A 14,069-nucleotide genomic window follows, 5' to 3' on the forward strand; every position below is an offset into this window, starting at 1 on the left:
TTGCCCACTTCTTTGTGCCACCCTGCGCTTGGGTAGAGTGAGTGGAACCAATGACCGTGATTTTCGAGGAAATCCGGCGGCTGGAGGCCGCGCGGAAGAAGGGCGACATATCCGAAGCCGAATTTGCCAAGGCCAAGGGCCGGCTTCTGGAAACGGTGGAAGAGGCAACCGTGCTGCCGCCGTTTGAGTTTGATCCGCCGCGGCGGCGGGCCGCCAATACCGGGCCCGGCCCCTGGGGAACGGTGCTGATCGGGCTTTTGATGGCCGCGCTGCTGACCTTCGTGGCCGGGCAGCTGATCGGCAACATCACCATCGCCTTCACCCTGGTCGCCACGGTTTGCGCCGCCATCGTCGTCGCCGCATTCCGCCGGCTGGAAGGCTGAAGCCTCCGGGAGCAGATCATATGAGCGTCAGACCCGTTCAATGATCTTCTCCCCGAACAGACCTTGCGGCCGGAACACCAGGAACAAGAGCGCCAGCACATAGGCAAACCAGTTCTCGGTCGCACCGCCCACCAGCGGGCCAACGGCGAATTCGAACAGCTTTTCGCCGACACCGATGATCAGCCCGCCCACGATGGCGCCGGGGATCGAGGTGAAGCCGCCCAGCATCAGAACCGGCAGCGCCTTCAGCGCGATCAGCGACAGTGAGAACTGCACGCCGGACTTGGTGCCCCAGACGATGCCCGCAACCAGCGCCACGAACCCGGCAACCGACCAGACCAGCACCCAGATGAAGTTCAGCGAGATGCCGACCGACAGCGCCGCCTGGTGGTCATCCGCCACTGCGCGCATCGCCCGGCCCTGCTTGGTGTACTGGGCAAAACAGACCAGCCCCGCCACCAGCAGCGCCGCAATCACCGTCGCCACGATATCCAGATTGTCGATAAAGAAGCCGTAGCCGAAGATGTTGAAAGTGGTCTCGTCGATCCACAGGTTGATGCCCTGCGGCAGACCGACGTCCAGCGTCTTGATCTCGGATCCCCACATCAGGTCGGCGACACCTTCCAGGAAATACGCCAGGCCAATGGTGGCCATGAACAGGATGATCGGCTCCTGCCCCACCAGATGTTTCATCACCAGGACCTGCACCAGCCAGGCCAGCAGCACCATCACGGCGACGGTCAGGGCAATTGCCACGACGCCGGGAATATTCCAGCCGAAATGGGTGATATGGCCGCCAAAGACTGCATTGATCAGATGCGAAAACGGCACCTGGCCTTGCATGATCCCCACCAGCGTCATTGCCGCAAACAGCGCCATCACGCCCTGAGCATAGTTAAAGATGCCGGAGGCCTTGTAGATCAGGACGAACCCCAGGGCGACCAGCGCATAAAGCACGCCCGCCATCAGGCCGTTCAGCGTCACTTCCATCGCAAAGACGAGTTGTTCGGGCATTAGAGGCTCTCCTCGGAATTCTGCGCTGCGGCGGTGCACAGGGGGTGCACAGGGGGTGTACGGATGTCACCCCGCCGGCGGCGGGTGTTGCTGCATTGCAACTCAGTCATGGCTGACCCCCAGGTAGGCGTCGATCACATCCTGGTTATTGCGCACCTCATCCGGGGTGCCGTCGCCGATTTTCTTGCCGTAATCCATCACCACGACGCGGTCGCTGAGGTCCATCACCACGCCCATGTCGTGCTCGATCAGGGCAATGGTGGTGCCGAACTCGTCGTTCACATCCAGGATGAAGCGGGACATGTCCTCCTTCTCCTCGACGTTCATGCCGGCCATCGGTTCATCCAGCAGCAATAGCTTTGGTTCGGCAGCCAGCGCGCGGGCAAGTTCGACCCGTTTCTTCAGACCATAAGGCAGCCGTGACACCGGGGTCTTGCGGATGTGCTGGATCTCCAGAAAGTCGATGATCCGCTCCACAACCTCGCGGTTTTCGGTCTCTTCCTTTTCCGCCTTGCCCTTCCACAGCGCCTGCGAAAAAAGTCCTGTTTTCATATAGTTGAGCCGCCCGGTCATGACGTTGTCCAGAACGCTCATGCCTTCAAACAGCGCGATATTCTGGAAGGTGCGGGCGATGCCCTGGCGCGCCACCTCATAGGGGCGCATCGGCGGGCGCTTTTTGCCGTGGAACAGCACTTCGCCTTCCTGCGGCACGTAGAACCCGGAGATCACGTTCAGCATGGAAGACTTGCCGGCACCGTTGGGGCCGATGATCGCGCGGATCTCGCCCTCGCGGATGTCAAAGGAGATGTCCTGGATCGCCACCACACCCCCGAACCGCAGTGTGATGTTCTTCATCTCCATCACAACGCCGCCGATGGTGCGGCCGTCCTCAGTTACATAGCTTAAGGATTTGTCAAGCATAACAACGGCCTCCATATTTCTGCCGCATAGAAATTTTAAGATTTCCATGCGATACTTGTTCAAAACGAGCAGCAAGGAGATCGACGTTATGTTCGGCGAACTTGAGCATTCCTGCCTTCTGAAGATGGCACTCGAATGTAAGCAGATGGGCCTCAGCCAATCCGAAAGCCTGGCCTCTATCATGGAGCAGACACACGGGTTCAGCTCCCCTTTCAAGATCCAGCAGGTGGTCAACACGGCCTATAATCCCGGCCTCAACCCCGACCTGATCTGAGGGTGATCCGGCCTGCCCTGCACGGGGCGGGACGTTGTCCGGTGAAACGTGCATCATTCCGCGGCCACCTTGTGAACCGCTCCCGGTTTCACGTCCGCGTCGACAATGGTCAGCGTCGCCTTGATTGACCCTTTGCGGCCGTCCTCATAGGTCACTTCCGTCACGGTCGAGACCTTTTCGGAGCCGTCGTAAAGCGCGGCGATGATATCGTCGAATTTTTCCTCAACGATGCGGCGGCGCACCTTGCGGGTACGGGTCATTTCACCGTCATCGGCATCCAATTCCTTGTGCAGCACGACAAAGCGGTGCACCTGGCAGCCCGACAGCATCGGGTCCTCGGCCACGGATTTGTTGACTTCAGTCACATGCGAACGGATGGACTCCAGAACTTGCGGATGGCCCGCCAGTTCCTGATAGGAGGCATAAGCGATGTTGTTGCGTTCCGCCCAGTTGCCCACCGCCGTCAGGTCGATGTTGATAAAGGCGACACAGCGGTCGCGGCCATTGCCGAACAGCACTGCCTCCAAGATATCCGGGTAGAATTTCAGCTTGTTTTCCACGTACTTGGGCGCAAACATGCTGCCGTCGGCCATTTTGCCCACGTCCTTGGCACGGTCAATGATCCGCAGATGGCCGGACCCCTCTTCAAAGAAACCCGCATCGCCTGTGGCAACCCAGCCCTCCGGATCCTTGGTCGAGGCGGTGGAATCCGGGTTGTTGAAGTATTCCACAAAGGTGCCGGGCGAGCGGTAGTGGATCTCGCCATTGGCGTCGATCTTGATTTCCACCTCTGGCGCCGGCACGCCAACGGTGTCGGCACGCACTTCGCCATCGGGCTGAACGGTGATGAAAACGGTGGCCTCGGTCTGGCCGTAGAGCTGTTTGAGGTTAATGCCCAGCGAACGGTAGAAGTCGAAAATCTCCGGCCCGATTGCCTCCCCTGCTGTATAGCCGACACGGATGCGGCCATAGCCCAGCGTGTCCTTCAGCGGGCCATAAACCAGCGCATTGCCCAGCGCATATTTCAGCCGGTCCATCAGGCCCACGGGGCGGCCGTCCAGAATGTCCCCGCCGACCTTTTTCGCGTGCGCCAGGAAGTGGTGGAACATTTTGCGCTTCAGGGCGCCTGCGTCCTCCATCCGGATCATCACGTTGGTCAGCTGGCCTTCGAACACCCGCGGCGGCGCAAAGAAGTAAGTCGGGCCGATCTCACGCAGGTCGGTCATCATGGTGTCCTGGCTTTCCGGGCAGTTCACGCAGAAGCCGCACCAGTAGGCCTGGCCGATCGAGAAGATGAAGTCGCCCACCCAAGCCATCGGCAGGTAGGACAGGATGTTTTCACCCTGGGTCAGATGATCGAATTCCGCGGAGTTCTTGGCGCTTTGGATCACGTTGCGGTTTGACAGCACCACGCCTTTGGGCTTGCCGGTGGTGCCAGAGGTGTAAAGCATCACGCAGGTGCTGTCGTAATCCAGCTTGGCCTGGCGGGACTGCAGCTCGCCAATCAGCTCGTCATGGGCAGCCCGGCCCTGATCCTGGATATGGCTGAACTGGTGCAGCTGGGTGTGATCGTATTTCCGCATGCCCCGCGGATCGAGATAGATCATATGCTCAAACTGGTGCAGCTGATCCTGGATCTCGATCACCTTGTCAGCCTGCTCCTGATCGCCCACGATCACAAAGCGCGCGCCGCAATGGCCCAGCACATAGGCCATCTCCTCAGCCACCGCGTCCTGATAGAGCGGCACCGGCACCGCGCCCACCGCCTGCGCGGCAACCATCGACCAGTAAAGGTAGGGGCGGTTGCGGCCGATGATGGCGACGAAATCGCCCTCATTCACGCCAAGGTTGATGAGACCTAGCGCCAGCGCCTCGATTTCCTTTGCCGTCTCGGCCCAGGTCCAGCATTGCCAGATGCCGAATTCCTTTTCCCGGTAGGCCGGCGCGTCCGCGAATTGCGCCGCATTGCGTTGAAGCAGCGCCGGCAGGGATTGCTTCCCTTCGGCGCCCGTCTGCATCTGAGCCAACTTTCTCTCCTCCCTTTCCGGCGTTGCTGCCGGACTGGCCGCTACCCGCGGCTCTGGCCCCGATTAGGGACAGCGGCAGAGTAGCCCGTCAACTTTTTCCTGATGTTTTCCCAAATCTTACCAATTGTAACAGCCTGATCCCCCTTGTTTTACAGGCCGTTACGTCTGCCGCTGACGATCCGGTGCAAGAAACCCTTTCATCCCAGGCCAAGACTCTGGCGCATTTGCGCGGGAAACGCACGACAAGCTGCTATTTCGAATCGGACTGCCGCCGGAAATTCGGAAACTTCAAATCCGCCAGTTTCTGTATTAGCTGCAGCACCAGCCGCCGCCCGGCAATCAGGAGGCGATCACCGATATGGCACCGCAGCGCATCTGCGCCCCGCGGCCGAATGGCAATTTGCCCCGCACCCGCCGCAATGCTAGCCAGAGAACCGGGGGAGAACCGATGAACCGGACCAGCAAACAACACGCCGCGATGACAACCGCCGGGCTGAACCTTATCGCTCAGGCGATATCAATCTATGACAACGATCTTCGGCTGGCGGTCTGCAACCGGCGCTTTCAGGAGATGTTCACCTTGCCCGATCATCTGGTGCAGCCCGGGGCCTCCTTTGCCGAAACCATCCGCTTCCTGGCCGAAGCCGGCGAATACGCTCCGGAAACAGATATCGAGGACATCGTGCGCAGCCGGGTCGAGCAAGCGCTGGACTTTGTGCCCCACTACCTGGAGCGGGAACGCCCCAACGGGCAGACAATCTCAATCGAGGGCTCGCCGCTGCCCCAAGGCGGCTGGGTCACTGTTTATACCGACATCTCCCGCGCCAAACGGGCCGAGCAGCTGTTGCGCGCGCGCTCAGAGGAGCTGTCCGGGAAACTTATCGCCCACACAGAGGAGCTGTCTGCCGCCAACCGGCAGCTGGAGGCCACCAACACCGCGTTGGAAGAGGCCAAGCGCCAGCTGACGGAAATTGAGGGCCGGACCCGCCTGACGACAGAGATGATGCCCGCCCATATCGCCCATGTGGACGCAGACGGGCATTACACCTACACAAACCGCCGCCTGAGTGCGGTGTTTCCGGGCAGGCCGTCAGAGATACTGGGGATGCATATTTCCGACGCGCTGGGAGAGGCCGCCTTTGAACGGATCGAGCCGCATCTTCTGTCTGCCTACAAGGGCAGCAGCCCGGTGTTTGAGTTCACCGAAAGCCACGGCAGCCGCCGGATCCGGGTCGCCTTCACCCCGGATCAGCAGGGCGGCGTCTATATCCTGTCGATGGATGTGACCGAGGAAACCCAGGCCCGTGTCGCCCTGCAGCAGGCCCGCCGCCGCGAGATGGCGGCACAGATGACCAGCGGCCTGGCGCATGATTTCTCCAACCTGCTGACCATCATTCTGGGCATGCAGAGCAAGCTGGAAAAGATGGGGCTGGGCGGCGAAGCCGGAGATTTGGTCCAGGGCACCCTGTCGGCGGCCCGGCGCGGCGGGCGGTTGCTGAACCGGATCGCCGAAATGACCAGCCAGCGCACCCTGCGCCCGCAGGCCACTGACATGCACGCATTGCTGGAGGAGCTGAAGGTGCTTGCCTCACCCTCTCTGCCGCAGGGGGTGGGTCTCAGCATTCTTGACAACCTGCCTGATCAGGTGCTGCTGCTGGACGCGGGCAAGCTGCAGGATGCGCTGCTGAACCTGATCCTGAACGCCCGCGACGCCTGCGGCACCTCCGGCCAGATAACCGTCAGCGCCCATGCGGTCGGCCGGACATGGGTCGAAATCACCGTCACTGACACCGGCCCGGGCTTTTCTCCCGAGGCATTGGAGAAGGCGCTGAACCCGTTTTTCACCACCAAGGGCAGCGAGGGCTCCGGCCTTGGCCTGCCGATGGTTTATGACATGGCCAAGCTGGCCGGCGGCGACATGCGGCTCGGCAACGGCATGTCCGGCGCATCCATTACCCTGCGGCTGCCCTACCGCCCGGCCCCGGATGCGGGCGGCGGATTGGCGCTGCTGGTCGAAGACAGCGAGGAGCTGCGCGCCGCGTTCCGCGACATGCTGATCGACCTCGGCTATTCGGTGATCGAAGCCGCCAGTGTGGATGAGGCCAGCGCGCTGGCAGCCAACCTGCCGGACATCGCGCTGGTGCTGTCGGACATCAAGCTGGAGGGAACCGCCACCGGCATCGACCTTGCCACCCGGCTGGATGGCTCCGGCCTGCCCTGCATCCTGATGACTTCATTGCCGGTCAGTGACCCGATGTTCCGCAAGGCATTGAAATGCGGGCCAGTTTTGCGCAAACCTTTCACCATTCACCAGCTGTCCGAACTGATCAATCCGGAGCTTGCCGCATGACACCGCCCCTGGTCACCATTCTGGATGATGAGCCTGAAATCCGGCAGATCCTGACCGAGACGCTGGAGGAGGCAGGCTTCCGCACCCAGAGTTTTGCCCGCGCGCGCGAATTCGAGGCGGCGTTGAACCGGGTAACCCCGGATGTCTGCTTGGTCGACCTGTCACTGCCCGATACCGACGGTCTGGCGCTGGTGCACCGGCTGGCGCTGGAACAGGGCGCGGCGGTCATCATCATTTCGGGCCGGGCACAGGTCCAGGACCGGGTGACCGGGCTGGAGCTTGGCGCTGATGACTACATCACCAAACCCTTTGATCCGGCAGAGGTCGTGGCCCGCGTCCGTGCCCGCCTGCGCAGCGGTCCCCGCACCGCTGCACCTGCCAGCAATACCGCGCGCTTTGCCGGCTGGACCGCCCATTTCGACCGCTATGTGCTGGAGGACGATCAAGGCGCCGAGACCCCGTTCTCCCATGCCGAGGGCGAAGTGCTGCGGCTGTTCCTAGACAGCCCGAAGCGGCTGATCTCCCGCGCCCAGATGCAGGAGATGCTTGGCGGTGCAGCCGGTGACAGCTTTGACCGGGCGATGGATGTGCGTATTTCGCGCCTGCGCACCAAGCTGCGCGAGGACCCCAAGAACCCGCGGCTGATCAAGACCATCTATGGCGCGGGCTACATCTTTCTGGGCGACGTAAACTGGTCCTGACCCCTGCAGATAGAAAAGCCCCCGCTGCGCACTACGCTCAATCTTATCTATCAGGAGGAGCGAAAGATGACGCAGCTGCAGTATTTTACCGCCCTGTCCGGGCTTTGGGTGGCGCTGGCCTGGCTGCCTTACATCCTGGACCGGGTGATGGTCCGCGGGCTGATGGGGGCGATGGCAAACCCCGGCCCCAGCGACCTGCCGCAGTCCTTGTGGGCGCAGCGCGCGCACCGGGCCCATATCGTGGGCGTGGAGTTGCTTGCCGCCTTTGCGCCGCTCGCTATCCTGGCGATGCTGGTGCTGCCGCCAGAGGATCAGCCCGGCACCCTGGGCCTCACCTTCTTCCTCGGCATGGCGGCGCATTACGTCATCTACACCATCGGTATTCCGGTTCTGCGCACACTGGCCTTTGCCGTGGCCGCGCTGTCGACAGCGCTTCTGGGCCTTACACTGCTGGGCGCAGCGTAGAGATTCTTGCCCAGGCGAATCACTTGGCATAGAATCGGCCTATGGCCACCTGTCTGCTCTACCGCCAAGCCCCCTCGCGCCCGTCGCGGTTCTACCGCATTGAGCTGGCGATGAACCTGTTCTCCGAAGTCTCTGTGCTGCGGGAATGGGGCGTGGCCGGCGGCAATGGGCAAAGCGTGATCAATATCTACGGCAATCTGCGCGAGGCATCGCTGGCCGCCGACAAGCATCGCAACCGGATGCTCAAACGCGGCTACGGCCGGGCCTGACCTGCGCCGCGCCAGCGGCGCCCGGCCCAACTGTTCCGGGCATTCTCCGAATGTCTGGAAACAGGCGGGAGATCACCCGGCCAAGGCGCGGGCAGCGCGATCCAGCACTTGCAGCCCGAGCACCAGATCCGCCTCTTCCGTATCTTCGTCGAAGGCATGGCTGACACCCCCGATTGACGGCACAAACAGCATGCCCGCAGGCATCACCGCTGCCAGGTTGGCTGCATCATGCAGTGCGCCAGAGGACATCTTTTGCCACTTGCGGGGCGCAAGCCCCTCTGCCGCGGCGGCCAGCTCTGCCTGAAAACCCGCATCCATCCTCGCCGGCTCTATGCCCATCACCGGACCAAGGTTCGCAGTCACACCGTGACCCGCAGCAACCTCCCGCGCGGTGTCGTTAACGATGGCCTCAATCTGCGCCAGCCGCTCTTGGTTTGCATCCCGCCACTGCATGGAAAAATCAACTTTCCCCGGCACCACAGAAGACGCGTTGGGATGCAGCGCCACGTGGCCGATGGTCCAAACTGTTGAAGATGTGGCCACATCGGCAATCCGGCGGTTCAACGCCGTGTTGAAGGCAGAAAGCGCCTGAAACGCATCCCGGCGCAGATGCATCGGCGTCGTACCTGCGTGGTTCTGGCGGCCCTCAAAGGTGATCCGCATATCGCGGATGCCAACGATATCCGTCACCACCCCAAGCCTCAGGCCTGTTTCCTCCAGATAGGGGCCTTGCTCGATATGCATTTCCAGAAATCCGCTGAACCGCTCATGCGGCAGAAAGTCCCTGGCGTTGCCCGCCATCCGCGCCCGCATATCCGCAAGCGTATTGCCCTGATTGTCGGACAACCCGTCGGCCTCCGCCAGCGCCAGTTTTCCGGTCCAGACGTCCGAGCCGGTCAGCACCCCGAACCGTCCCTCCTCATCCTGGAAACTGACGCAGGAAATGGGCGGCCCGCCGTCCGCCTTGGCAGCGCGGGCAACTTCCAGTCCGGCAATCACGCCCAACGCCCCGTCCAGCCAGCCGCCTTCGGGCTGGCTGTCACTGTGCGAGCCCAGCAGCAGGCTCTTCTCGCCCGCTAGTCCGAACACGTTGCCAAGCGGATCAAAATGCGGCTCTAATGCTGCCTCTTTCATTCGCTCCGCAAGCCACTGGCGTGCTGCGATGTCGGCATCTGAGTAGGCTTGCCGCACCACCCCCCTGCCCGCACCGGAGGCACCAAAGCTGCGCAATTCATGCAGGTCGTCAAGAAAGCGCTGCGGGTCGAGGGGCATGGCAAGTCTCCAAACTGACAGAGGCACATTGCGCCATTTTCCCGCAGCCCTCAACGAAATTGATCAGAGCAGCGCCAAGCCCGCCCTTCCCTCTGCCTGCAAGCTCCCCTAAGACTTCTCCGGTAACAACGGAGCCGCCCGCCCATGTCCCACATCACGCTGATCCGCCACGGCCAGGCCAACACCCAGGCCCGCGACGAGGCCAGCTATGACCGGCTCAGCGATCTGGGCCACCAGCAGGCGGCCTGGCTGGGCGACCACCTGCGCGCCAGCGGCAACCATCATCCCCGCATCTACTGCGGCACGCTCAGGCGGCATGTCGAGACCGCGGCCTCGATGGGCTTTGCAGATCCGGTACAGGATGCACGGCTGAACGAGATGGAGTATTTCACCCTCGCCGAGGCAATGCGCGACCAGCACGGGCTGCCGATCCCGAAGGAGCGAGAGGGATTTGTCGACCATCTTCCCAAGGTCTTTGCCGCCTGGGCGGGTAAAGAGATTTCCCAGCCCTACGAAACCTGGGAACACTTCGAAACCCGCACCCGGCAAGCGCTGGAAGAGATTGCCGCCGGCGACGGCCCGGCCTTGGTGGTAACCTCAGGCGGGCTGATCTCGATGGCGCTGCGGCAGGCCATGGGGCTGGACACTGCCGGGATGGCGCGGATTGCGCTGGCGGTCATGAACACCTCCATGCACCGGCTGTTTCCCATCGGCGGCCACTGGAGCCCGGTTTTGTTCAACGCGGTGCCGCATCTGGAAGCGCCGGACCGGCATTTTGCCCAGACACACCTTTGAGACACGAACGGGAGGAAAGTCATGCAGCTCTACTATGCCCCCAATACCATTTCGGTGGCTGTCGCCATCGCGCTCGAGGAAGCCGGGATCCACTATGAGGCGGTGAAGATCGACTTTGCTGCCAAGGAACAGACCGGCGCGGCCTATGCCCAGATCAATCCCAAGGGCCGCGTGCCCGCGCTGGCGGTTGAGGGCGGCATCCTGACTGAGACCGGCGCGCTGCTGGAATTTATCGCAGACATGGCACCCGCGGCGTCTTTGCGCCCGCAAGACCCGGTGCTGCTGGCCCGCATGCGCGAGGTGATGTTTTATCTTGCCTCCACCATGCATGTGAACCACGCTCACAGGCTGCGGGGCGCCCGCTGGGCCAAGGAGCGGACCAGCTGGAAAGACATGCAGAAGATGGTGCCCCAGACTATGGCGGCCTCCTGCGAATACATCAGCCAGTCTGGACTGCGCGGCCCATTTGTGCTGGGGGACGAGATCAGCCTCGCCGACTGCTACCTTTACGTGGTCTGCACCTGGCTGGAAGGCGATGGGGTCAACATCGCGGACTTTCCCAAAATCCAGAACTTCATGACGGCAATGGAACAGCGCGAGTCGGTGTGCGCTGTCTATGCCAAGGGAATGCTTTGAAGGACATGACAATGACGCATCTGTGGGTACGGGCCGAACAGCGCCTCAACGAAGACCGGGTTGGCCTGACACCCGAAGGCGCCAAAGCGCTGTGCGCCGCGGGCATCAAGGTCACGGTCGAGGAAAGCTCTGTGCGGGCAATTCCGCTGCAGGGGTACATTGATGCAGGCTGCGAGATCGCGGCTGAGAACTCCTGGCCCGGGGCGCCTGCGGACGCGATTATCTTCGGCCTGAAGGAACTGCCTGAGGACGGCACCCCGCTGCCGCACCGCCACATCATGTTCGGCCATGCCTTCAAGGGCCAGCATTCCGGCAAGGCGCTCTTGGAGCGGTTCAGGGCCGGCGGCGGCACGCTTTATGATCTGGAGTATCTGGTCGATGAAGCTGGCCGCCGGGTTGCTGCATTCGGGTACTGGGCAGGCTATGCTGGCGCCGCAGTCACTCTGAAAGCCTGGGCAGCGCAGCAGCGCGGCGCGCTGTGCGGGCCGGTTGGTGTCTATGGCAGCAAGGATGCTCTGCTGGCTGACTTGGGTGCAGAGCTTGATGCGCTGAAATCTGACCTCCCCACCGCCATCGTGATCGGTGCGCTTGGCCGGGTTGGCACCGGCGCTGCCGACCTTTGCGAAGCGATGGGCGTCAGGGTCACCAAATGGGACATGGCTGAGACTGCCCACGGCGGCCCCTTTCCGAAGATCCTGGCCCATGACCTGTTTTTGAACTGTATCTTCGCCCGCCCCGGGACCCCGGTCTTTGTTCCGCGCGAAGCGCTGAATACGGACCGCAAGCTGACCGCCATCGGTGATGTCGCCTGCGACCCGGACAGCGATTACAACCCGGTACCGGTTTATGACCGTGCGACAACCTGGGAGGCGCCCGCCCTGCGCGTGGCTGAAAATCCGGTTCTGGATGTGATGGCGATCGACAATCTGCCATCGATGCTGCCGGTGGAAAGCTCCGATGACTATGCAGCCCAGCTGCTGCCTTCGCTGCTGACACTCACCGATCTTGACGGCGGCGTCTGGGGCCGGGCCAAGGCCACCTTCCTGGAGCACCTCCCCGAATGACCGCAACCTACATCGGATTTCTTGCGGCGCTGCTGGGCACCATCTGCTGGCTGCCGCAGGCCTGGAAGGCCTGGGCAACGCGCGACACCGCCGGGCTGTCGTTGCCTGCCAACCTGATGTTTCTCGGAACTGTCAGCCTGTGGCTGATCTATGGGCTGCTGGTGGGCGATGCGCCCATCATCCTTGCCAATGCCTGCTCCATCGTCATCGTTCTGGCGATCATCGGGGCAATCCTGAAATACAAGAAAGAGACTGACACATGACAATTCACTGGTGCGGCACCGGCCTGTCGGCAATCCCCGGCCTGCGCCGACTGCTGGAAGCGGGCCACGACGTTGCGGTCTGGAACCGTACAACGGACAAGGCGCGCGAAGCTGTGGGCGATCTGACCACAAATATCCACGCCTTCAGCATCGCCAATCTGGGCCAGATGCTCAGCCCCAAGGACGTCATCGTGTCGATGCTGCCCGGCGACTGGCATGTGCCACTGGCGGAACTGGCGATCGAGCATGGCGCGCATTTTGTCTCCTCCTCCTACATCGCGCCGGAAATGCGCGCATTGGACCAAAAGGCCAAGGACGTCGGCGTCTGCCTGATCAATGAGGTTGGGCTGGATCCTGGCATCGACCACCTGATGGCGCATGCGCTGGTTGCGGACTACAAGGCTTCCGATGCCTTTGACGCAGACAATGAGATCAGCTTCATCTCCTACTGCGGCGGCGTCCCCAAAAACCCGAACCCGTTCCGCTACAAGTTCAGCTGGTCGCCGCTGGGCGTGCTGAAGGCGTTGCGTTCGCCGTCAAAGTCGATCCGCGATTTCGAGGAACTGGATGTCGCCCGCCCGTGGGATGCAATTTCCTCCTATGAGGCGCCGCTGCCCGCGCCCGAGAGCTTCGAGGTCTACCCGAACCGCGACTCGATCCCCTTCATGTCCCAGTACGAATTCGGCGGGGACTGGAAGGTAAAGGAATTCGTCCGCGGAACCCTGCGGCTCAACGGCTGGGCCGATGCCTGGGCAGATGTCTTCAAGGAGGTCGAAACCCTCAGCGGCCCCGAAGGCGACGCCCGGCTTAAGGAAATGTCCGATCAGTTCTGGGCCGAAAACGCCTATGACGAGGGCGAGCCGGACAGGGTGGTGCTGTGTGTCGGTCTGAAAGCTGAGAAAGACGGCGCTGAGGTCTGGCACAAAACCTATGTGATGGACGCCTGGGGCGACGAGCGCGGCACTGCCATGGCGCGTCTGGTCTCCTACCCGGTATCCTTTGCCATTGAGGCCGCAATGAACGGCAAGATCGCCGCCGGTGTCCACGCCGCACCCAGCGACCTGGGCCTGGTCGAAAAATGGATGGGTGAGATTGGAAAACTGGCACAACACCTGGAAATCGCCGATGGCAATGCCTGACGGACAGGACGCTCCGGCGGGAAACCGAAGAAGCCCGTATTCTTCTGTCTAAAAACATCCCGGGGGCCGGGGCAGAACCCCGGAAATGCATTGCAAAGATCAAGGGCGCCCATTTGCGGCGCCCTTCTGATCTGAAAACCTTTGCGGCGCAATCAGCGGCCGATTACATCATCTTCGACATCATTCACATCAATGCCGAGCGCCTCCAGCCCGGCCTCAAGATTATCCGCCAGATGCGGGGTGCCAAGCAGGTAATCGACGGTCGGCGTGGTGGCCTCCTGACGGGCGGTATAAATTGCCTCGCCCAGCTCCTCCGGCTCGAAACTGCCGCGGCCGACCCACATGATGCCGACCAGCTCGGACTGCTGGTCCTCGCTCATCCGGTCGATAAAGGCACGCAGCTCACCCTCAGCCCGGCCCAGCTCCCGGGCCATCATCGCCACCTGTGCCACCTTGCGGACTGAGATTTCCACCATTGCTCCATTCCTTCTGTTCG

Annotated in this window: 16 protein-coding genes; 11 read left to right on the forward strand and 5 right to left on the reverse strand. The window is 62.1% G+C overall.

Translation table 11 applies throughout. The features are described 5' to 3' along the window. The first annotated feature begins 50 nt into the window (after positions 1-50). Positions 51-383 carry an SHOCT domain-containing protein gene (locus tag AC5STB_RS05505; RefSeq protein ID WP_495441969.1) on the forward strand — a complete coding sequence of 111 codons (333 nt, stop codon included), beginning with the start codon at positions 51-53 and terminating at the stop codon, positions 381-383. 27 nt (positions 384-410) lie between these two features. On the opposite strand, the gene AC5STB_RS05510 is transcribed toward AC5STB_RS05505, so the two are convergent. Both AC5STB_RS05510 and AC5STB_RS05515 read right to left on the reverse strand, forming a co-directional pair. After that, positions 411-1,397 (reverse strand): branched-chain amino acid ABC transporter permease, encoded by a 987-nt coding sequence (locus AC5STB_RS05510; RefSeq protein ID WP_495441970.1) that lies wholly within the window; start codon positions 1,395-1,397, stop codon positions 411-413. A gap of 102 nt (positions 1,398-1,499) precedes the next feature. Next, positions 1,500-2,318: an ABC transporter ATP-binding protein gene (locus AC5STB_RS05515; RefSeq protein WP_495441971.1), complete on the reverse strand. Its 819-nt coding sequence runs from the start codon at positions 2,316-2,318 to the stop codon at positions 1,500-1,502. 88 nt (positions 2,319-2,406) lie between these two features. Between AC5STB_RS05515 and AC5STB_RS05520 the strand changes: the two genes are divergently transcribed. Beyond that, positions 2,407-2,592 (forward strand): hypothetical protein, encoded by a 186-nt coding sequence (locus AC5STB_RS05520; RefSeq protein ID WP_019295098.1) that lies wholly within the window; start codon positions 2,407-2,409, stop codon positions 2,590-2,592. A 53-nt stretch (positions 2,593-2,645) separates the two neighbouring features. Here AC5STB_RS05520 and AC5STB_RS05525 read toward each other — a convergent pair whose 3' ends face one another. Next, on the reverse strand, positions 2,646-4,610 hold the full coding sequence (locus AC5STB_RS05525) for an AMP-binding protein (protein ID WP_495444561.1): 1,965 nt from the start codon (positions 4,608-4,610) through the stop codon (positions 2,646-2,648). A 457-nt stretch (positions 4,611-5,067) separates the two neighbouring features. Between AC5STB_RS05525 and AC5STB_RS05530 the strand changes: the two genes are divergently transcribed. The 4 genes from AC5STB_RS05530 to AC5STB_RS05545 all read left to right on the forward strand — a co-directional run bounded on the left by AC5STB_RS05530 (position 5,068) and on the right by AC5STB_RS05545 (position 8,404). Further along, on the forward strand, positions 5,068-6,969 hold the full coding sequence (locus AC5STB_RS05530; protein WP_495441972.1) for a hybrid sensor histidine kinase/response regulator: 1,902 nt from the start codon (positions 5,068-5,070) through the stop codon (positions 6,967-6,969). Further along, positions 6,966-7,670 (forward strand): response regulator transcription factor, encoded by a 705-nt coding sequence (locus tag AC5STB_RS05535; protein ID WP_495441973.1) that lies wholly within the window; start codon positions 6,966-6,968, stop codon positions 7,668-7,670. Before AC5STB_RS05530 ends, AC5STB_RS05535 begins: the two co-directional genes overlap by 4 nt. 66 nt (positions 7,671-7,736) lie before the next feature. After that, positions 7,737-8,135, forward strand: coding sequence for an MAPEG family protein (locus tag AC5STB_RS05540; protein ID WP_495441974.1), 399 nt, complete (start codon positions 7,737-7,739; stop codon positions 8,133-8,135). A 41-nt stretch (positions 8,136-8,176) separates the two neighbouring features. Continuing rightward, positions 8,177-8,404, forward strand: a complete 228-nt coding sequence (locus AC5STB_RS05545; RefSeq protein WP_495441975.1) for a WGR domain-containing protein — start codon at positions 8,177-8,179, stop codon at positions 8,402-8,404. 72 nt (positions 8,405-8,476) lie between these two features. Here AC5STB_RS05545 and AC5STB_RS05550 read toward each other — a convergent pair whose 3' ends face one another. Next, on the reverse strand, positions 8,477-9,676 hold the full coding sequence (locus AC5STB_RS05550) for a hydantoinase/carbamoylase family amidase (RefSeq protein ID WP_495441976.1): 1,200 nt from the start codon (positions 9,674-9,676) through the stop codon (positions 8,477-8,479). 144 nt (positions 9,677-9,820) lie between these two features. Between AC5STB_RS05550 and AC5STB_RS05555 the strand changes: the two genes are divergently transcribed. Genes AC5STB_RS05555 through AC5STB_RS05575 form a run of 5 tightly spaced genes read left to right on the forward strand, consistent with a single transcriptional unit; the run spans position 9,821 to position 13,573 of the window. Beyond that, positions 9,821-10,471 (forward strand): histidine phosphatase family protein, encoded by a 651-nt coding sequence (locus AC5STB_RS05555; RefSeq protein ID WP_495441977.1) that lies wholly within the window; start codon positions 9,821-9,823, stop codon positions 10,469-10,471. Positions 10,472-10,492: 21 nt separating this feature from the next. Then, positions 10,493-11,107, forward strand: a complete 615-nt coding sequence (locus AC5STB_RS05560; RefSeq protein WP_495441978.1) for a glutathione S-transferase family protein — start codon at positions 10,493-10,495, stop codon at positions 11,105-11,107. Between the two features lie 11 nt (positions 11,108-11,118). Then, positions 11,119-12,171, forward strand: coding sequence for a saccharopine dehydrogenase (locus AC5STB_RS05565; protein ID WP_495441979.1), 1,053 nt, complete (start codon positions 11,119-11,121; stop codon positions 12,169-12,171). Next, complete coding sequence (locus tag AC5STB_RS05570; RefSeq protein ID WP_495441980.1) at positions 12,168-12,434, forward strand: SemiSWEET family sugar transporter; 267 nt, start codon at positions 12,168-12,170, stop codon at positions 12,432-12,434. Before AC5STB_RS05565 ends, AC5STB_RS05570 begins: the two co-directional genes overlap by 4 nt. Continuing rightward, positions 12,431-13,573, forward strand: a complete 1,143-nt coding sequence (locus tag AC5STB_RS05575; RefSeq protein ID WP_495441981.1) for a saccharopine dehydrogenase family protein — start codon at positions 12,431-12,433, stop codon at positions 13,571-13,573. The genes AC5STB_RS05570 and AC5STB_RS05575 overlap by 4 nt, the downstream gene beginning before the upstream one ends. A gap of 152 nt (positions 13,574-13,725) precedes the next feature. On the opposite strand, the gene AC5STB_RS05580 is transcribed toward AC5STB_RS05575, so the two are convergent. Next, positions 13,726-14,049 (reverse strand): DUF3775 domain-containing protein, encoded by a 324-nt coding sequence (locus AC5STB_RS05580; protein ID WP_495441982.1) that lies wholly within the window; start codon positions 14,047-14,049, stop codon positions 13,726-13,728. Positions 14,050-14,069 lie beyond the last annotated feature (20 nt).

The organism is Leisingera sp. CC-HEC093, assembly GCF_059429195.1.